We start from the raw sequence: 19,503 nt of genomic DNA, 5'->3' as shown, positions 1-19,503 counted from the left end.
GAAACTATGTCTGAGCACATTCACATCAGCGATCATGATCGCCACCTGCTCACCACCTGCCGTCATTTCAATCCACACGGCCTGTTGGGTTGGCACTTGATCGACGAGCGCAACGCGGTGATCCGCACCCGCCAGTTGGGAGCGGAACGAGTCAGTGTGAAGTCCGCTGACCGCAACATCGAGATGACCCCCATCGGCGATGACATTTTTGCCGCGGTGGTGGATTCAACCTTGAGTGATTACACCTTCGAGATTGACTGGCACGGTGGCCACCACTCCTCTACTGCTGACGCCTACCACTTCCTGCCCAGCATCAGCGAGTTCGATCTCCACCTCATCCGCGAAGGCCGCCACGAACGCCTTTGGGAAGTCTTAGGCGCGCGTCCTTCACACATGGGCGATGTGGCCGGCACGGCGTTTGCCGTGTGGGCTCCTAACGCGGCGGGTGTGGCCGTGGTGGGCGATTTCTGCGGCTGGAATCCGAATCAGTATCCGATGCGTTCCCTCGGCGCTTCGGGCGTGTGGGAGCTGTTCATTCCTGGTATCGGCGCTGGTGAGGTGTATAAGTTCTGCATTCATACCCACGACGGGCGCCGCATTGATAAGGCGGACCCCATGGCACGCCAGTCTGAAGCGCCGCCCGCGACAGGCTCGGTAATTGCCCAAAGCAACTACGAATGGCAAGACGATGCCTGGCTCCAAGCCCGCGCTGAGAAGAACCACATCGAATCACCGATGAGCGTGTACGAGGTGCACCTCGGATCCTGGCGCCAGGGGCTCAGCTATGCAGATCTCGCATCCGAACTGGTGGATTATGTGGTGGAGATGGGCTACACGCACGTGGAATTCCTTCCCGTTGCCGAGCACCCATTCGGCGGCTCCTGGGGCTATCAGGTCTCTGGATACTACGCTCCCACCGCCCGCTGGGGCTCCCCTGATGAGCTTCGCAAGCTTATCGACGCCTTCCACGCCCGCAACATCGGCGTGATCGTGGACTGGGTTCCGGCACACTTCCCCAAAGACGACTTTGCGCTGGGCCGCTTCGATGGCCAAGCACTGTACGAGCACCCCGACTGGCGACGTGGTGAGCAACGCGATTGGGGCACCTATGTGTTCGACTTCGGCCGCCCCGAAGTGCGCAACTTCCTGGTAGCAAACGCCCTGTACTGGTTCGAAGAATTCCACGTCGATGGCCTTCGCGTGGACGCCGTTGCCTCCATGCTCTACCTGGACTACTCGCGCGATGAGGGTGAATGGCTGCCCAATATCCACGGTGGCCGAGAGAACCTTGAAGCCGTCCAATTCCTTCAGGAAATGAACGCCACCGTGCACAAGACGCACCGTGGCGTGCTCACCATCGCCGAGGAATCAACCTCTTGGCCTGGAGTGACGGCTCCTACCGATCACGGTGGGCTGGGCTTCAACCTGAAGTGGAACATGGGGTGGATGAATGACACCTTGGAGTACTTCTCCGAGGATCCCATCAACCGCATGTATCACCATCACGAAATCACCTTCTCGCTGGTGTACGCCTACTCTGAGCGCTTCATTTTGCCCTTCAGCCACGATGAAGTGGTTCACGGCAAGGGATCGCTGTGGACCAAGATGCCAGGTGACGTTTGGAATAAGGCCGCTGGGTTGAGGGCACTGTACGCCTACATGTACGCCCATCCCGGCAAGAAGCTCCTCTTCCAGGGCCAGGAATTTGGTCAAGTGCTGGAGTGGTCCGAGGGACGCTCGCTAGACTGGGACGATTGCGTTGGATGGGAAGGCGAATACCACGAGGGCCTCCGCCTGATGGTCAGCGATCTCAACCGCCTCTACCGCGAGAACTCCTCACTGTTTACCCAAGACGACGTTCCCGAAGGCTTTGGCTGGACCAAGGCGGATGATGCCCAGAACAACATCTTGTCCTTTGTCCGCTACGGCAATGACGGCGAGCGAATCCTCGCCACATTCAACTTCGGCGGCACTTCACAACCCAATTACAAGCTGGGTGTGCCCAACGGCGGGCGTTGGGAGTGCATTTTCAACTCCGACGCCGGCGTCTATCAGGGTGCCGATAACTGCCTAGAATCCACCGTTACTGCCTGGGATACCGATTGGGATGGCTACAGCCATTCGCTCACCGTGCATATCCCTGCAATGAGCGCGCAGTTCTACCGCTGGGTGGACTAATCTGAGGAACTAAAAATGATCCCGGTCGCGAGGCCGGGATCATTGTCATTGTTAAAACAGTGCGTTGGCCATGTCGGCTCGAGCTTGCAGCACGCGGGCGTCGCTTGGCTCAAAGAGAGCAAAGAGCTCCACTAGGCGCTCACGAATCACATCTTTTTCTTTGCCACTCGTGTTCCGAAGCAAGGCGATGAGTCGGGAAAAGCCCGCCTCCGGTGTGCCCTGAGCAATCTCTGCGTCGGCGGCAGCGAAGGCGTAGTCAAGGTTGGTGGGATCCTCGTTTGCTTGCGCGATTGGATCTTCGCCCTGTTGTGTTTGGAGACGCATCAGCAGCCGGGCATTGTCACGTGCCTGCCGGGCTTCTGTATTTTTGGGTTCACTGGCGAGAATGCGCTCATACACCGCGATGGCCGCTTCGAAATCGCCACGGTTCAGTGCCTCAGTGGCCTCCGCGAAACGCGGATCTTCCGGTGTCTCCGGCGCCGCCTCACCTTGGGGCTCGGTAGGCTCTCGGCCGATGGCTTTTTGGATGGCCTGGATCCACTGCACCAGCGCCTCTTTAGGCTGTTCACCCTCAAAGTTTGCCAAGGGCTGCCCCTGATACAACGCCACAACAGTGGGCAGCGCACGAACGCCAAACATTTGGGCAACGTCTGCGTGAGCGTCGGCGTCGGCATAGGCAAACACAAAGGCTCCGGGCATTTCAGTGCTCAATTGGCCCAGCGAGGCACGTAGTGCTTCGGAGGCATCACTGCGTGTCGTGCCGATGAGGACCACGGCCGGCTGCTGCTGGCTCGCCTCGATGAGCTGCGTGATGTTGTCGGCGCGCAGCTGCATTGCATCGTGTGCTGCGGGCTCGTTAGCGGAGTTCTTGGGCTGTTGAGCAAGCGCGCTGAGGTCTACCGCGCCTTGGGCGAATTGTGGTTCTGCCATGGGGACGCTCCTTCGGGTGCTAGTTATCTGGCGAGTCTACGTTCTACCGACTCCACTTTGGAAGTGATCTGATTATCGTAACCCGGCCGGATATCAGCCTTCAGCACAAGCCCAACGCGCGGCGAAACAGCCAGGACCGCGTCGGTGGCGCGCTTGACCACATCCATCACTTCATCCCACTCGCCTTCAACCAATGTGAACATGGCGTTTGTTTCATTTGGCAGACCAGATTCGCGCACTACTCGGATAGCCTCGGAAACGGCATCGGCCATTTCCGCCTCGGCGTTGGGGACTTCGGTCGGCGCTACAGAAAAAGCAATAATCATGCTGGATCATCCTCGTGAATATGCTGGTTGGTGAGTTTTTTCACCCCACCCAAGCTCTTCGACGGGGCTAGAATGGGGGCTTATGAGTCATTCTATTGCTGATATCGAGATTCCCCACGAGCTTGTCGTCTGCCTCGACCACGTCGGCATCGCCGTGCCTGACCTGGACGCTGCTGTTGAGTTCTACCGCTCTGCCTTTGGTTGGGTGAACCATCACCAGGAAACTAATGAGGAACAGGGCGTGACCGAGGCAATGATCGGCCCGAAGGATCTCAAGGAAACCGACGGCATGATCCAACTGCTGGCTCCCTTGAACGAGGATTCCACGATCGCCAAGTTCATCGACAAGAAGGGCCCTGGCCTTCAGCAGATGTGCCTGCGCACTTCCGACATCGATGCTTTGTCCAAGCACCTGAAGGATCAGGGTGTGCGCTTGCTCTACCCCGAGCCCAAGAGTGGTACCGGCGGAGCCCGCATCAACTTCGTCCACCCCAAGGATGCTGGCGGAGTGCTGCTCGAATTGACGGAACCTCAAGCCTAAGAGCTTATCGACGATCCCAACATCCCCTGTGCCAGTGGCGCCGATCCTCGGTGCCACGGCCTATTTCTTTGGGCCAGGCAACGATGTGCGCAGTCCCGGGTGGAATATTCTGATTACAGCCGGGACAAATGTAGTACTTCTGCGCAGCAGACGCGCCCATGTGGCGCATTTCGAAGGGCTCACCCGCTGCCCACCGCGGCCCCGGCACAGTGCGGGTGCCGAAATACACTCCGCCGTCATTGGGTAAAGCGCGCAGCTCATCCCGTACTCTTCTATTCTTCCGCCCCATTTAAAACAACCGAAGTTCCTGGGATTCCGCCCCTCGAAGCTCGTCATAATCAAGTGTTACGCAGCGGATGCCGCGGTCCTCGGCCAGGGTACGGGCCTGCGGTTTGATCTGTTGAGCGGCAAACACCCCGGACACGGGAGCGAGGAGCTCATCACGGTTGAGCAACTCCAAATATCGACTCAATTGCTCAACGCCGTCGATACCGCCGCGTCGTTTCACTTCGACGGCGACGGTAGAGCCATCGGCATCTTTGCATAAAATATCCACTGGTCCGATTGCGGTTGGATATTCACGACGGATGAGCGTGTAGGCGTCGCCCAGCGTGTGGATGTGTTCCGCAAGCAGGGCCTGAAGGTGGTCCTCTACCCCATCCTTTTGCAAGCCCGGATCCTCGCCTAGCTCGTAGCTCACGTCGGAATGCACGGCCTCAATGTGGATGCGAAGTTGTTCCTTCTTCTTGTTCTCAACCACCCACAGCGTGCCTTGCTCGTCTTCGAGTTCTTGCAGAGTGCAGGGAGGCGTCATCCAATTCAGCGGCTTATAGGCTCGATCATCTGCGTGGATGGATACTGAGCCATCCGCTTTGAGTAAAAGCAAACGATCCGCCATGGGCAGGTGTGCCTGGAGGCGACCAACATAATCGACGCTGCAGCGAGCAATGACAAGACGCATGCGCACTACCCTAGCTTATGAACGTTGGCCGTTGCCGCTCATCTTCCTCCGCAGCGATTTTGCATCTATCCGATCCATACGGGCATCGGGTGCAGCTTCCACCCAAGCGGTGAACGCCATTTCCGCGCGGGGTTCAAGGGCTATCTCGAAGGTGTCTTCACCACAACTCATTGTGACTACACGGGTTGCAGGGGACAAAAATGAGGCCTCGCGAACGGTCAGTTCACGATGGCCTCGCAATTGCACCTCGTTACGGCGGAAAGTGACGTTGGCAAAGGGCACGATGGAGCGCAGCTTGAAATACTCCACGGTGGAACCGGAATATCGCAATAAGCCATAACGCCAGCCGTGTTCACCGGACGCCGGCAGCTTCCGCATGCTGACTGTAGTGCCACGAGAACGCAAAGTGGCAAAGCGCCAGGCGACAAGCAGCGCACACACTGCACACAGCAGCGCGAGCAGAAGAAGGAAAAACCGCACGTTATAACACCTTTGCGTTCGGCTTGAAACGATTTCTTAGCGCTATAGTACCTGCCACTTTTTACACGCAGCAAGTACATGCAAAAGCTCCCATGGTTTTCCATGGGAGCTTTGAGTTTTCGAGCGTCTAAGACTCAGTGCTGCGACGCACGGCCTTCAGCTCAGCGCCGGCGCGTGCCTTGACGGCTGCGTCTTCGCTTTGCAATTGCCGCTCCGATTCAGCGGTATCCACTTCATCGGACCAGATAGCGTAATCGGCAAGGATGGTGACCTTCTCTTTGGAGACGGAGAGGAAACCGCCCTGGACGGCCGCTACCTTCTTGGCGCCGTCGATGGGACGGATGGTCACGACGCCATCTTCGACCAATTGGCCGAACATGGGCTCGTGACCTGGCAGCACGCCGATCTCACCCTCAGTGGTCTGCGCGGTGACGATGCTCGCCTTTCCGGACCAAAGCAAACGCTCGACGGAGACCAGTTCTACGGTGACGTCAGCCATGTGCGTGCCTCCCCTACTTCTTCTCGGTCATCTTCTTGTAGGCAGCCTCGACATCGTCCAATCCACCCAGGCCGTTGAAAGCCTGCTCCGGGTAGTGGTCGAAGTCGCCGTTGCAGATGCGCTCGAAGGCGTCGATCGTGTGAGACAGCGGGACGTAGGAGCCTGGGATACCGGTGAACTTTTCAGCGACGAAGAAGTTCTGGCCCAGGAAGCGCTCCAGACGACGTGCACGCTGCACGGTGATCTTGTCTTCTTCAGAGAGCTCGTCCATACCGAGGATGGCGATGATGTCCTGCAGTTCCTTGTTCTTCTGCAGAATGTGGATCACACGCTGGGCAACCTCGTAGTGCCGCTCGCCGACGATACCCGGCTCGAGGATACGAGAGGTAGAGGTCAGCGGGTTCACTGCGGGGTAAATACCCTTCGAAGCAATCGCACGATCCAACTCGGTGGTGGCGTCGAGGTGCGCGAAGGTGGTGGCAGGAGCCGGGTCGGTGTAGTCGTCGGCAGGCACGTACACGGCCTGCAGCGAGGTAATCGACTTACCCTTGGTGGAGGTAATGCGCTCCTGGAGCACACCCATTTCGTCAGCCAGTGTGGGCTGGTAGCCCACGGCGGAAGGCATACGACCCAGCAGGGTCGAAACCTCAGAGCCAGCCTGGGTGAAGCGGAAGATGTTGTCGATGAACAGCAGCACGTCCTGGTGCTGAACATCGCGGAAGTACTCCGCCATGGTCAGACCGGACAGCGCCACGCGCATACGCACTCCTGGGGGCTCATCCATCTGGCCGAAGACCAAGGCGGTGTCTTGAAGCACGCCCATTTCTTCCATTTCCAGGAAGAGGTCAGTGCCCTCACGGGTACGCTCACCCACACCGGCGAACACCGAAGTACCGGAGAATTCGCGGGCGATACGGGTAATCATCTCCTGGATGAGCACGGTCTTGCCCACACCAGCGCCACCGAACAGGCCAATCTTGCCGCCCTTTACATAAGGGGTGAGCAAGTCGATGACCTTAATGCCGGTTTCGAGGATCTCAGTCTTGCCCTCGAGCTGATCGAAGGGCGGCGGATCGCGGTGGATGCCCCACTGCTCACCGTCGCGACCGAGGCCGGGCTCGTCGAGGCAGTCACCGAGGGCGTTAAAGACGTGGCCCTTGACGACGTCACCAACGGGCACCGAGATCGGCTTGCCGCTGTCTTTTACCTCAGCGCCACGGACGAGGCCGTCGGTCGGTGCCATGGACACCGTGCGCACGAGGTTGTCGCCGAGGTGCTGAGCAACCTCAAGCGTGATGGTCTTGGCGACTGCCTCGAGGGTGACCTCGACAGTCAGCGCGTTGTACAGGGCCGGTAGCTCGCCGCGCGGGAATTCCACGTCGACGACCGGACCAATGACGCGCACAACGCGACCGGCGCCAGCCGCCTGTTGCGTGTTCTGCTCTTGTAGAGCTGTGGTCATAATCTAGTCACTTTCTCCGCTTTCGGCGAGCGCGCCTGCGCCACCGACGATCTCTGTGATTTCCTGGGTAATTTGTGCCTGGCGAGCCTGGTTGGCAACACGAGACAAATCCTTGACCAGTTCCGTAGCGTTGTCGGTTGCCGACTTCATCGCGGTGCGTCGAGAAGCTGACTCTGCGGCTGCGGCTTCAAGGAAGATCGCGAACAGGCTGCGCGACACGTACTGAGGAAGCAGAGCTTCCAGCAAGGTGTCCGCGTCCGGTTCGAAATCAACATCAGCGTGGGGATCACCGGCATCCGAGAGGATGTCTTCACCCTGCTGAATCGGCTCGGTGTGAATTACTGGCTCGATAGGCAGCAATTGGTGCACCACGGCGGTCTGGGTCAGCATTGACTCGAACTCGGTGTACACCACGTGCACGGTGTCGAAACCCTGCACGTCTTCGTGCTCAGAAGCGTTCAAACCCGCGCGATGCTTGGTCGTGCCGTTGGAACCTGCGATGAATCCGTCGATCATATGGCGACGAACATCGTGGGTTTCCTTCCATGAAGGATCCTGCGAAAAGCCCGTCCATGCACCCGCAACAGGCTGCTCGCGGAAACGGTAGTAACCAACACCCTTGTTGCCAGTGACATAGCGGACTACCTCGTAGCCATTGTCTTCCAGCATGCGGGTGAGTTCCGCTGCCTTCTTAAACACGTTGTAGTTGTAGCCGCCGGCCATGCCGCGGTCACTGGTCACCACGAGCACGGCTGCACGCCTTGCCCCTTCGCGTTCGCGAAGCATCGGGTGATCGAGGGAGCTCGCCGATGCCAAGCGTTCCATAACGCTGTGGATCTCGTTGGCGTAAGGCTGTGAAGCTTCCACGCGGGCTTGAGCCTTGGTGATGCGCGAGGTTGCGATCAGCTCTTGAGCCTTCGTGATCTTCTTCGTTGAGTTCACGGACCGGATGCGGTCACGTAGCTCGCGAAGATTAGCCATAAATCCTTCGCCTCCCTTCTGTACCTTGATGGTTCATCATTGTGTGCAAGGCAATCGGCCTTACTTCTTGACGTTCAGCGTGTTCTTCTTCACCTGATCGGAGGAGAGTGCCTCGACCTCAGGCTCGTTGATCACGGGCTTACCATCAGTGGTTTGGAAGGTGCGCTTGAAGTCATCGGTAGCTGCAACGAGGGCATCCTGGGACTCCTCGGACAGCTGAGCACCGCCAGCGATCTGCTCGAATACCTCGGGGGTAGCCGAGTGCAGGTGATCGATCAGCTCGGACTCGAAGCGACGGATGTCTTCGACGGGAACGGTGTCGAAGTGGCCGTTACCTGCAAGCCAGATAGAGACGATCTGGTGCTCGACGGACTGCGGAGCATTCTCGGCCTGCTTCAGCAGCTCCACCAAGCGTGCACCACGGTCAAGCTGAGCCTTGGAGGCTGCGTCAAGGTCGGATGCGAATGCCGCGAAAGCTTCGAGGTCGCGATAAGCAGCCAAGTCCAGACGCAAGCTACCGGAAACCTTCTTCATACCCTTGGTTTGTGCTGCGCCACCCACACGGGAGACGGACACACCGACGTTGATAGCCGGGCGCACACCCTGGTTGAAGAGGTCAGACTCGAGGAAGACCTGACCGTCGGTAATGGAGATCACGTTGGTGGGGATGAAGGCAGACACATCGTTTGCCTTGGTCTCAATGATCGGCAGCGCCGTCATTGAGCCTGCGCCCATGTCGTCGGAGAGCTTCGCCGCACGCTCCAGCAAACGGGAGTGCAAGTAGAAGACGTCACCGGGGTAAGCCTCGCGTCCCGGAGGACGACGAAGCAGCAGGGAGATTGCACGGTAGGCCTCGGCCTGCTTGGTCAAATCATCGTAAATGACCAGTACGTGGTTGCCCTGGTACATCCAGTGCTGACCAAGCGCGGCACCAGCAAAAGGTGCGAGCCACTTGAAGCCTGCGGAGTCAGATGCGGGCGCTGCCACGATGGTGGTGTACTCCAGTGCGCCGTGCTCCTCAAGAGTCTTGCGCACTGCAGCGATGGTCGAGCCCTTCTGGCCAATCGCGACGTAGATACAACGAACCTGCTTGTTCTTGTCGCCGGATTCCCAGTTGGACTTCTGGTTCAAGATGGTGTCGATGCAGACGGCGGTCTTACCCGTCTTACGGTCACCAATGATCAACTGACGCTGACCACGCCCGATGGGGGTCATTGCGTCGATAGCCTTGATGCCGGTTTGCATCGGCTCTTCAACGGGCTGACGCTGCAGCACGGAAGGTGCTTGCAGTTCCAGCACACGCTGCTCCTCGGCCTCGATTTCGCCAAGGCCGTCAATAGGCTGACCAAGCGGGTTGATCACACGGCCGAGGAACTTGTCACCCACGGGGATGGACAAGACTTCGCCGGTGCGTCGGACTTCGTCGCCTTCTTTCAGGGTTTCGTAGTTACCCAAGACCACAACGCCGATACGGTCGGTGTCGAGGTTCTGTGCGACGCCGATGACGCCGCCGGGGAACTCAATGAGCTCATTTGCCATCACCGAAGGCAGCCCGGAAACCTGGGCAATACCATCAGCTGCGGAAATGACCACGCCGACCTCCTCACGGGAGGCCTCCGCGGAGTAGCTCGAGGTGTAGTTCGCAATCGCGCTACGGATCTCATCGGAGGAGATCGTAAGCTCCGCCATGTTCTTCCTGCTCTCGGTAGTTTCTTCCAGCAATTTCTTCTTCTGTCAGTCGCGTGTTACACGAGGTGTGCACGGAGACGCTCGAGCTTGCCCGAGGTCGATCCATCAATCACTTCGTCGTCCACACGGATGACCATGCCGCCGAGGAGGCTGGGATCAACCTCAGAGTGGATGGACATCTCGCGACCATAAATTCGCTCTAGCTTGTGCGACAGTGCTTCAGTCTGCTCAGTGCTCAAGGGCGATGCGGCCACCACGTGCGCTACAGATCGTCCCTGCAAAGCAGCGACGTCGTTGGAAAGTGCACGAATATCGTCAATGACGTTGTGCTCCGGACGGGCGACGGCTTGGAGAGCCAATGCCTCGGTCACCGCGGTGACCTTGCCGTAGAGCACCTTTGCCAAAAGATCGCGGCGCCTGTTCGCTTCAACCGTGCGGTCGTCGAGCAGCAGCGTGAGCTGAGGCTCGCGTTCCAACACGCGCGAAAGGTGGAAGAGTTCATCTTCGACCTGTGCGAGGTTGCCTTGACCTTCAGCGGAGCGCATCAAGGAACGGCGTCCCACAGTGACCAAACCTGCGCGGAATTCGCGGGGGTTGGACCAGGACTCGCGTGCGGAGGTGATCAGTACCTCCAAAGTCGCGGGGGAAACCTTTCCCTCGAACACTGCAGTAACCAAACCGGCGCGCTGGTCTGCGCTCGTGGATGCATCGGCAACAGCTACGCGCAGAGCACGGTCTGCGTCGAGCACCTCGACGACGTCGAAAAGCTCGGTGCCGGTCTGTGCGGCAGTAGCTGTGGCCTGCTCCTTGGCCTCCCACAACGCTTGATCGAGGTGGGAGATAACGCGGGCTAGTGCTTCGCGGCTCGCTGCGTGCATGGTGCTCACTTTCCTGCGGGAGACACGGTATCGAGATCGGCCAGGAACCGGTCAATGGTGCCAGAACGCTTAATGTCATCGGAGAGCTGGTCTCCGAGCAGGCGCTCGGCAAGATTGATGGAGTTCTGTCCCATCTCGCGGCGAAGTTCAGACACAACCTGCTCACGCTGAGCGAGGAGCTGGCGCTCACCGGACTCGATGATGCGGTTGCTTTCCTCAGTGGCCTTTGCCTTCATGTCAGCCTCGATCTGCTTGCCCTTTGCACGGGCTTCCTCACGGATCTCGGCTGCTTCGGCGCGTGCCTCTGCGAGTTGTGCGTTGTACTTCTCCAGTGCGGCCTTAGCTTCAGCCTGTGCAGCCTCGGCGCGCTGGATACCGCCCTTGATTCGATCTTCGCGCTCGGCCAGCACTTCCTGGAATTTAGGAAGCACCAACTTGGTGAACAGTAGCGCGACCACAACGAGCACGACGAGCGACCAGACGATGTCGTAGCCAGCAGGAAGGAGCGGGTTCGGCGCCTTTTCCATGGGCAGGTGCTCCCCCTCTGCTGCAAGGTAAGTAATGACGTTCGTCATGATTCTCGGCTTTCGTGTCGAAGGTGGTTATTAAAGGACGAAGCCTGCGGCGAGGCCGATCAGGGCGAGGGCCTCAACGAATGCGATACCAATGAACATGTTGGTGGTCAGCTTGCCTGCCATCTCGGGCTGGCGTGCCATGCCCTCGAGAGCCTTGCCCACGAGGATGCCGATGCCAATGCCGGGGCCTACGGTCGCGAGGCCGTAGCCGACGGTTGCGATGTTGCCGGTGATGCCTTCAGCACCCTGTGCCAGAATGACTTCGTTCATGAGAATGTCGTTCCCTTTCTGAGTGCTCGGTTCAGATGAACTCTGCTCCGAGCGTTGGTGTTATTGAAACTTGTTATCCGCTTGTGGCAAGCGAGGTCAGTGTTCGTCAGCGTGCAGCGACAATTCGATATACACCGCGCACAGCAGTGCGAAGATGTACGCCTGGATGAAGATCACCAGGAGCTCGAAGAGCGTGAACGCGACCGCGGCAACGATGGTTACTGCGGACAGCGCCGTCCAGCCGTTTAGCTGCCAGAAGAAGAAGTTAGTGGCAGAGAACAGCAGAACGAGGATGATGTGTCCCGCCAGCATGTTAGCCAACAAACGGATGGTCAACGTAGCCGGACGGAGGATGAAGGTGGAGAGGAATTCCAGTGGCACCACCAGCAAGTGAAGCAGGGGATGCAGGTTAGGAATAACCACCGAAGACTTTACGTACTTGAAAAAGCCGTAGCGCTTCGCACCTGCGTAGATAAAGGCCAGGTAACCGAACACCGCCAACACCAGCGGCATGCCCACGCGGGCATTTGGCGAGATGTTGAGGAACGGAATCACCGATGGCAAGTTGCCGAAGAGGACAATGAAGAAGATGGTGGCAAGCACAGGAAGGAATCGCTTCGCTTCTTTCTTGCCCAGGATTTCTTCAGCGATATTGATGCGGACGAAGTCCAGCATGATCTCCGCGACGTTTTGCAGGCCACTCGGGATCAGCTTCGGCTTGCGCATGGCAATGCCGAAGAAGAGCACGATGACGAGGCCCATCAGCAGGCGGACGAACATCAGACGGTCGATTGCGAACCATTCACTGTTAGCAAACCAGATTGGTTCCGGGAAGAATTCGTGTTCCACGGTGGGTGCATGAAATTCACCCTTCATGGCCATAAATGTAACGCTCAGCGTTCTCTCCCGTGTTCGGGCCGATCCGCTTCACTCACGTGAAACACACCGGTGCGATGGACGTCTGAAAACTCTCATGACTACCAAGGATTCCGTCGCACATCAGCAAGGTAGCCACTAAGGTTCACACCAAATGCAGACCTCTGCCTACTTGGTGCTTACCCCTTAGAAACTCTATCAGGGGTTTCACACAAATAGCGACACACCTTCCAGCGATTGAATACCCCCGCCGCCACCCACGGATAACAATGCCCATGAGCTGGAGATTTGCCACGGTGTAAGGTCAATCACAGTGGGTATTCAGGGGTGAAAATGTCGCGTATTCGCCCGTCATTCACACCAAAAACCAAACTCCCACACCCCCGCTACCCCCGGTCACTGAAAAATAGCTGGACTACTCCCAGCGAATTCTCAGCCTTCAATTTTTGACTGCTGTTCCGGCACTACATAAGTGACATTCGTCGTGATGATTCCCCACATTTCACTGGCCAACACACAGATCATCGTCGCAACAACTGTGATGAACAAGGCCAGGTGATCATAGAAGTACAAATCACGAATACCGATATAGATAGCGAGGAACACCACAATCTTCAACAACCAACTACCCAGCACCACGGCCGCCGTGGTCGACGGAGAGGTACGTGACGTCGCCAGAACACTAATCACCGTAAGCAACATGAAGCTACCCCCGATCCCCGCCCCCAAAAGCGCACCCCACAATCCAGGCAGTCCACTGGCGGCGCCCCACGCCGCCAGCGAGATCACGGTCACCACCAACAACGCAATGGTGCCCAACTTGAGGGCACGTTGGAGTGGTCGGCGGTGGTCGTCGTAAAGCGAAGTAGTCACCCCCAGAATACTACCGGGTGATCGCATCGGTGTTAGCCTCGGGCTGGAGCTCACGCTGCCGACGAAGCGTAAAAATCGCCGCCACAACAGCAGACACCACAATGAACGCGATAGCGATCAACGGCGGCACTATCGAAAATGCCACCGCGCCGAACGCTACCACCGAAACCCAGGAATACAGCACCAATACCACGCGGCGGTGAGTGTGCCCCATGCGCAGCAGACGGTGATGCAGATGCATTTTGTCAGCAGAAAACGGCGATTTGCCCGCGCGGACACGTCGGACCACCGCCATAATCAGATCCAACATCGGCACGAATACTGCTGCCACCACCACGATTAGCGGCGACATCAACGCCAACACGTCGACGGCACCAAACAGGCTCATGTCGATTTTGCCGCTCGCAGAAGTGGAACCGGCGGCCAGCAGCAAGCCAATAAGCATGGCGCCGGTATCCCCCATGAAAATCCGAGCGGGTTCGAAATTGTGCGGCAAAATACCAGCGCAGATGCCCACGAGCGCAGCAGCGATAATCGCCGGCGGATAAGCAGACACCATTCCGCCCTGATCGTGCAACACAGTAAGCGAGAACATGAGAATGCTTAAGCCGGCAATGCCCCCCAAGCCCGCCGCCAGACCGTCGAGCCCATCGACAAAGTTGATCGCATTGATCAACGTGACGGTCAGCAGCACTGTCACCACGGTGGAAGCGATCGGGTCGAGAACCAACGTGGTCCCGCCGCCGAATGGAATGTAGATGACCGACCAAGTCAGCCCCAATAAGCTCATTACCAATCCCGCGAGGATTTGGCCGGCAAGTTTTGTGAAGGCGTCAAGCTCCAAAAGATCATCTATTACGCCCACAATCACTATGACGAAGGCTCCCCATGTGACCGCGCTCATCTCGGGCGTGACGGGCTGAAATCCACGCGTCAAGGCTGGAAGCTGGTCTGCGAGGAACACCGCGCCCAAGAAACCAGAAAACATCGCCACGCCGCCAAGACGCGGCTTGGGCACGTTGTGCACATCGCGCTCGCGAATCTCAGCCATGTGTCCGCTACTGACCACGACCGCGCGCACCACACCGGTGGTGAGATAGGTCAGCGAAGCCGCCACGAGCAGGACCAAGCCGAGCTCACGGAGCGGGACACCTGCGACACCGAGGCCCATTACTTCTGCTTCAACTCCACTTCGGAGCCAAGCACCTCAGCAATCCGCGCGGCAGTCACGGCCCCCTCACGCAAAACTCGCGGCTTGGAACCCGAGACGTCAATGATTGTGGAGGCTTCCCCTACTGGGGATTCGCCGCCGTTGAGGTACACGCTCACAGCGTCGCCAAGTTGCTGCTTTGCAGCCACTGCAGTAGTTGGCGGGGTGTGCCCTGTGAGGTTTGCGCTGGATACTGCCATCGGCCCGGTGGCGCGGAGCAGCTCGATAGCCACTGGGTGCAGCGGCATGCGCAAAAGAACCGTGCCTCGCGTATCGCCAAGATTCCACGGCAAGCTCGGAGCTTGGGGCACGACGATGCTCAAAGCACCCGGCCAGAAGGCCTCGATAAGCGTTTGCAGGCGGTGGTCAAAGTTGTGGACTAGACCGCGCGCCGTATCCCAGCTTCCCACAAGCACGGGCACCGGCATGTCGGGGCCACGGCGTTTTGTTGCCAGGAGGTTCGCTACCGCCTGATTATTAAAGGCATCGCAACCGAGCCCGTACAGTGTGTCGGTTGGCAGCACCACAAGGCGACCATCGGCCACTGCGGAACTCGCCGCAGCAATCCCTGCTTCACGGTTGGCACTGGTGCTGCAATCAAAGATTCTGCTCACGTTGCTATCTTTCCTCTTCTTTCAGCGGCTGCGCAGACAGTTTACTCCCCGTAACAAAGCGTGGTGTACCGGTGAGATCCTTCAACACCTCCACCTCATCAAAACCGGCAGCCGAGAACGCCTTTTGAACTTCAACCGAGGTGGCGTCATCATGTTCCACCGCCAACACACCGCCATCTCCAAGCAGCGCATATGCTACATCGAGCAGGCGCGGAATAAGCTCCATGCCATCAGCGCCTGCAAATACGGCTTCGTATGGGTCGTGATAAACCTCGGCTGGCAGAGCGTCCGATTCCGGCACGTAGGGCGGGTTACTCACCAGCACGTCCACCTTGCCACGAAGACGCGCAAGGCCTCCAAGCTTTTCGACGTCCCCCGCGTCCCCTTGCACCAACGTCACTGCAGTGGGAAGATTCTGCCGCGCATAGGCGATAGCTTCCTCCGACTGCTCGACGGCCCACACCTTCGCGTCAGCGAAAGAAGCGACATACGCGGCGAGTGCTCCCGAACCAGTGCACAGATCCACGACCGTGTCGCCGGGCTTGGTGCGGCGCACTGCCCAATCGGCGAGCACTTCAGTTTCTGGGCGCGGCACAAACACGCCTGGGCCTACCTTCAACTCCAACGGGCCAAAATATGCCACGCCGGTGATGTGCTGGAGCGGTTCTCGCTGAGCGCGACGCTCAATGTCCTCCCAGAATCCTTCGGGGGCGGCGTCACCCATTCGGAAATGAAGCTCCATCGGCGAACATGCCAAGCGGTTGGCTGCGAGTAGTTTGGCGTCGACAAGCGGAGAGGCCACTCCGGCTTTTGCCAGAATGGCCTCGGCTCGACGCAATGCCTGAGCTAGTTGCGTCACGGTGATGGTTACTCCGCTTCCAGGCGTTCTGCGCGCTCGGCGGCCTGCAGCGCGGTGAACAAATCATCCAAATCGCCACCGAGCACCGAGTCCAGATTGTTGGCCTTAAAACCGATGCGATGATCCGAGATTCGGTTCTCGGGCCAGTTATAGGTGCGGATACGCTCCGAGCGATCCATGGTGCGGATCTGCGCTGCGCGCCCCTCGGCGGCTTCGGCGTTGGCCTCTTCCTCAGCAATCGCCTGCAAACGCGCCGCAAGCACCTGCATCGCACGCGCCTTATTCTGGATCTGCGAGCGCTCCTTCTGGCAGGTCACCACCAAGCCCGTAGGCAAGTGAGTGATGCGCACGGCGGAGTCAGTGGTATTCACGCCCTGGCCACCCTTGCCGGAGGAACGATAGACGTCGACGCGAAGATCCTTTTCATCGATCTCCACCTCGCCCACCTCGTCAGGCTCTGGATACACCAGCACACCTGCGGCAGAAGTCTGGATTCGACCCTGCGATTCGGTCACGGGAACACGCTGCACTCGGTGCACGCCACCTTCGAACTTGAACACGCTCCAGGCTCCGTCGCGCGAGGGCTGCTTGGATTTGATGGATAAGGTCATGTCCTTCACGCCACCGAGGTCGGATTCGGAAAGTCCGAGCACCTCCACTGCGAAGCCGTGCTTATCGGCGTAGCGCTGGTACATGCGCACCAACTCGCCAGCAAACAGTGCAGCTTCTTCCCCGCCGGCACCGGCCTTGACCTCCATCACGATGTCATCCGCATCGTGGGGATCGCGTGGAGCCAGCAGATCAGCGAGCTTTTCCTCCAGCTCTACAATCTCGCCTTCGAGGCGCTGAGCTTCTTCCTTGAACTCCGCGTCCTCATGCGCCATCTCGGCCGCAGCCTCGTGATCATCACGAGCCTGCACCAACTGGTTGTTTACCGTGATGATCGGCTGCAGCTCCGAGTAGCGCTTGGAGAGCTTGCGAAAGAGTGCCTGGTCGCCCATCGTTTCCGGATCGGCCATCTGCATCTCGATGCCCTGGTATTCGGCGACAATATCGTCTACCGCCGAAACTTGCTTTGCCACTGTGGAATTACTCCTCTTCCGAATCGGCAGCCATTGGAGCCGAAGACATCACCTGCATGAGGAACTCGCCATTGTTGCGGGTCTTCTTCAACTGCTTAATCAACAGATCAATAGCAGCCTGAGAATCCAACGCGGAGAGGATGCGGCGCAGCTTGTGCATCACACGCGCTTCCTCTGGAGGCAGCAGCAGTTCGTCCTTGCGGGTGCCGGAAGGATTGACATCCACGGCCGGGAACACGCGGCGCTCGGAGATCTTGCGATCCAGCTTGAGCTCTGCGTTGCCGGTGCCCTTGAACTCCTCGAAAATCACGGTGTCGCCAGCGGAGCCGGTCTCCACCATTGCGGTGGCGATGATTGTGAGCGATCCGCCGTTTTCGATATTGCGGGCTGCGCCCAAGAAGCGCTTCGGCGGGTACAAAGCGTTGGAGTCCACACCGCCGGAAAGGATGCGGCCGGACGCCGGGGAGCTGTTGTTGTAGGCGCGACCCAAACGAGTAATGGAGTCCAGCAAGACCACCACGTCCATCCCCTGCTCCACCAGGCGCTTGGCGCGCTCAATGGCAAGCTCAGCCACAGCGGTGTGTTCGCTTGGTGGACGGTCGAAGGTAGAGGCAATCACCTCGCCCTTGACGCTTCGCTGCATGTCCGTCACTTCTTCCGGACGCTCGTCCACCAGCACCACCATGAGGTAGCACTCGGGGTTATTCGTAGCGATCGCATTCGCAATGTTCTGCAAGATCGTGGTCTTACCAGCCTTCGGTGGAGACACGATCAGGGCACGCTGGCCCTTGCCAATCGGCATGATCAGGTCAATCACACGGGTGGTGAGCACCTTCGGATCAGTTTCCAGGCGCAGGCGCTGGTTTGGGTACAGCGGAGTGAGCTTGGAAAACTGCGGGCGCTGCTTCGCTTCTTCAACGCCAACGCCATTGACCGATTCGACGCGCACCAGCGGGTTGTACTTCTGGCGGTTGCGCCCACGACCGCCCTGATCGTTGTTGGGGCGAGCCTTGCCGATGATGGCGTCACCGGCACGAAGACCGAAGCGACGAACCATCTGGGAGTTCACGTACACATCGGCGGGACCCGAGTGGTAGCCGGTGGTGCGGATGAAGGCCACGTTGTTGTCCACAATGTCCAGGATGCCGGCCACGTCGAGTAGGTTTTCATCTTCGCGACCCTGGTTCTGTTCGTTTCTGTTGTCGCGGTTGTCTCGATTGTCGTTGCGATTATCGTCGCGACCACGGCGGTTGCGACGGTTCCGACGGTTGCCACGTTCGTTGCTGTCGTCGCGGTTGTTGCGCTGGCCGCGGTTGTCGCGGTTCTCGCGGTTCTCGCGGTTGTCGCGGTTGTTGTTGCGCGCCTCAAGGTTGTCTGCCGCATCCGCAGATTCGTCGTTTTCGTCGTGGCGTTGTTCTTGGCGCTGTTCCTGACGAGGCTCGTCCTGTTGATCGCGGCGCGCCCTGTTCCGGCGCGCACGACGAGCTGCCGAGCGAGATTCATAGCGCTGCTCATCGGCATCGTCCTTCGATTCTTCACTCGTCTCCTGCTGCTCCGCAGGATCGACGTGTGAAGCCCGCACGGCACGGCGACGACGTCCGCGACCATGGTGTTCTTCCTGCTCTTGGCCGGCTTCTTTGGCTTCGGTCTTAGTATCAGACTCGGGAGCCTTGTTGTCCTTAGATTCGTTTTCCTCCCCATACACGCGCTGCTTGCCTTTGCGCACGCTATGTTCGACCGTCTGCTGGTCACCGGATTGCGCACCCTTGATCGCCGCGATCAAGTCGTTCTTGCGCAATGCGGATACCCCCCGAAGGCCCATTTGGGCCGCGATCTTGCGCAATTCCGGCAGACGGAGTCCCGCTAAGTTCGCTTCTTGGCGCGTAGCGCCTTGATCTGTTTGGCTCACAGATATCCTTTCGTCGCTGCTCTTTGAACTTCATGACAGGTCGCCGCGAAGCTGAGCCTCTCATGCAGATTCACGCCTAAAAATCGAGCATGCCGTGGTGTTTGATTATTCAGCATTCACGTGCTGGTGGTAGTGCTGACACATCCCGGTACTTAAAAGGCCCGGCGTGCCGCCAGGCACCTCACACAGAAAGCTGAGGGCGGGCGGTTGGCGTCGATAAGCTTGAAACCTCAAGATGTGACCTCGCCGGCGTCATTATTGCCCGGCGAAAGAACCCGCGCGTTGATCGCTGCAAAGTTCTATCCCGGAG

At 58.7% G+C, this 19,503-nt stretch carries 21 protein-coding genes; 2 read left to right on the top strand and 19 right to left on the bottom strand.

The genetic code is table 11. From position 1 onward, the window contains the following. Positions 1-6 precede the first annotated feature (6 nt). Entirely contained in the window at positions 7-2,178 is a 2,172-nt protein-coding gene (glgB, locus tag CGERO_RS04615) for a 1,4-alpha-glucan branching protein GlgB (protein WP_123933706.1), read from the top strand. 51 nt (positions 2,179-2,229) lie between these two features. Here glgB and CGERO_RS04610 read toward each other — a convergent pair whose 3' ends face one another. Both CGERO_RS04610 and CGERO_RS04605 read right to left on the bottom strand, forming a co-directional pair. Continuing rightward, the gene (locus CGERO_RS04610; protein WP_123933704.1) at positions 2,230-3,108 is read right to left on the bottom strand and encodes a tetratricopeptide repeat protein; all 879 of its coding nucleotides are present in this window, start codon (positions 3,106-3,108) and stop codon (positions 2,230-2,232) included. A 23-nt stretch (positions 3,109-3,131) separates the two neighbouring features. Further along, positions 3,132-3,434 (bottom strand): thiamine-binding protein, encoded by a 303-nt coding sequence (locus tag CGERO_RS04605; protein WP_123933702.1) that lies wholly within the window; start codon positions 3,432-3,434, stop codon positions 3,132-3,134. Between the two features lie 82 nt (positions 3,435-3,516). On the opposite strand from CGERO_RS04605, the gene mce reads away from it, so the two are divergent. After that, entirely contained in the window at positions 3,517-3,975 is a 459-nt protein-coding gene (mce, locus tag CGERO_RS04600) for a methylmalonyl-CoA epimerase (protein WP_123933700.1), read from the top strand. A gap of 4 nt (positions 3,976-3,979) precedes the next feature. Here mce and CGERO_RS10755 read toward each other — a convergent pair whose 3' ends face one another. The 17 genes from CGERO_RS10755 to rho form a co-directional block, all read right to left on the bottom strand. Further along, entirely contained in the window at positions 3,980-4,264 is a 285-nt protein-coding gene (locus CGERO_RS10755) for a hypothetical protein (protein WP_123933698.1), read from the bottom strand. Next, positions 4,265-4,936 (bottom strand): endonuclease NucS, encoded by a 672-nt coding sequence (gene nucS / locus CGERO_RS04590; protein ID WP_123933696.1) that lies wholly within the window; start codon positions 4,934-4,936, stop codon positions 4,265-4,267. A 15-nt stretch (positions 4,937-4,951) separates the two neighbouring features. Next, on the bottom strand, positions 4,952-5,416 hold the full coding sequence (locus CGERO_RS04585; RefSeq protein ID WP_123933694.1) for a DUF2550 domain-containing protein: 465 nt from the start codon (positions 5,414-5,416) through the stop codon (positions 4,952-4,954). Between the two features lie 127 nt (positions 5,417-5,543). Then, a complete protein-coding gene (locus tag CGERO_RS04580; protein WP_123933692.1) occupies positions 5,544-5,915 on the bottom strand; it encodes a F0F1 ATP synthase subunit epsilon in 372 nt (123 codons plus the stop codon). A 13-nt stretch (positions 5,916-5,928) separates the two neighbouring features. Next, a complete protein-coding gene (atpD, locus tag CGERO_RS04575; protein ID WP_123933690.1) occupies positions 5,929-7,377 on the bottom strand; it encodes a F0F1 ATP synthase subunit beta in 1,449 nt (482 codons plus the stop codon). Between the two features lie 3 nt (positions 7,378-7,380). Beyond that, positions 7,381-8,358: a F0F1 ATP synthase subunit gamma gene (locus tag CGERO_RS04570; protein ID WP_123933688.1), complete on the bottom strand. Its 978-nt coding sequence runs from the start codon at positions 8,356-8,358 to the stop codon at positions 7,381-7,383. A 60-nt stretch (positions 8,359-8,418) separates the two neighbouring features. Next, positions 8,419-10,047 (bottom strand): F0F1 ATP synthase subunit alpha, encoded by a 1,629-nt coding sequence (gene atpA / locus CGERO_RS04565; RefSeq protein ID WP_123933687.1) that lies wholly within the window; start codon positions 10,045-10,047, stop codon positions 8,419-8,421. 56 nt (positions 10,048-10,103) lie between these two features. Continuing rightward, on the bottom strand, positions 10,104-10,925 hold the full coding sequence (locus CGERO_RS04560; RefSeq protein ID WP_123933686.1) for a F0F1 ATP synthase subunit delta: 822 nt from the start codon (positions 10,923-10,925) through the stop codon (positions 10,104-10,106). A gap of 5 nt (positions 10,926-10,930) precedes the next feature. Continuing rightward, entirely contained in the window at positions 10,931-11,500 is a 570-nt protein-coding gene (locus tag CGERO_RS04555; protein WP_123933685.1) for a F0F1 ATP synthase subunit B, read from the bottom strand. Between the two features lie 30 nt (positions 11,501-11,530). Continuing rightward, the gene (locus CGERO_RS04550) at positions 11,531-11,770 is read right to left on the bottom strand and encodes an ATP synthase F0 subunit C (protein WP_123933684.1); all 240 of its coding nucleotides are present in this window, start codon (positions 11,768-11,770) and stop codon (positions 11,531-11,533) included. A gap of 96 nt (positions 11,771-11,866) precedes the next feature. Further along, positions 11,867-12,646, bottom strand: coding sequence for a F0F1 ATP synthase subunit A (gene atpB / locus CGERO_RS04545; RefSeq protein ID WP_123933683.1), 780 nt, complete (start codon positions 12,644-12,646; stop codon positions 11,867-11,869). Between the two features lie 432 nt (positions 12,647-13,078). Then, the gene (locus CGERO_RS04540) at positions 13,079-13,546 is read right to left on the bottom strand and encodes a Cg1360 family ATP-synthase-associated protein (RefSeq protein ID WP_123933682.1); all 468 of its coding nucleotides are present in this window, start codon (positions 13,544-13,546) and stop codon (positions 13,079-13,081) included. Then, entirely contained in the window at positions 13,530-14,690 is a 1,161-nt protein-coding gene (locus CGERO_RS04535; RefSeq protein WP_123933681.1) for an MraY family glycosyltransferase, read from the bottom strand. The genes CGERO_RS04540 and CGERO_RS04535 overlap by 17 nt, the downstream gene beginning before the upstream one ends. Further along, positions 14,690-15,343 (bottom strand): L-threonylcarbamoyladenylate synthase, encoded by a 654-nt coding sequence (locus CGERO_RS04530; protein ID WP_123933680.1) that lies wholly within the window; start codon positions 15,341-15,343, stop codon positions 14,690-14,692. The genes CGERO_RS04535 and CGERO_RS04530 overlap by 1 nt, the downstream gene beginning before the upstream one ends. Before the next feature lie 4 nt (positions 15,344-15,347). Next, positions 15,348-16,202 (bottom strand): peptide chain release factor N(5)-glutamine methyltransferase, encoded by an 855-nt coding sequence (gene prmC, locus CGERO_RS04525; RefSeq protein WP_123933679.1) that lies wholly within the window; start codon positions 16,200-16,202, stop codon positions 15,348-15,350. Positions 16,203-16,210: 8 nt separating this feature from the next. Continuing rightward, a complete protein-coding gene (gene prfA, locus CGERO_RS04520) occupies positions 16,211-17,284 on the bottom strand; it encodes a peptide chain release factor 1 (protein WP_123933678.1) in 1,074 nt (357 codons plus the stop codon). A gap of 7 nt (positions 17,285-17,291) precedes the next feature. Next, positions 17,292-19,193 (bottom strand): transcription termination factor Rho, encoded by a 1,902-nt coding sequence (rho, locus tag CGERO_RS04515; protein WP_123933677.1) that lies wholly within the window; start codon positions 19,191-19,193, stop codon positions 17,292-17,294. Positions 19,194-19,503: the final 310 nt, after the last annotated feature.

The sequence above is a fragment of the Corynebacterium gerontici genome (genome assembly GCF_003813985.1).
GTDB classification, from domain to species: Bacteria; Actinomycetota; Actinomycetes; order Mycobacteriales; family Mycobacteriaceae; genus Corynebacterium; species Corynebacterium gerontici.
The sequence above is the reverse complement of the archived record's forward strand: the minus strand, read 5'-3'. Positions and strand labels throughout refer to the sequence as shown.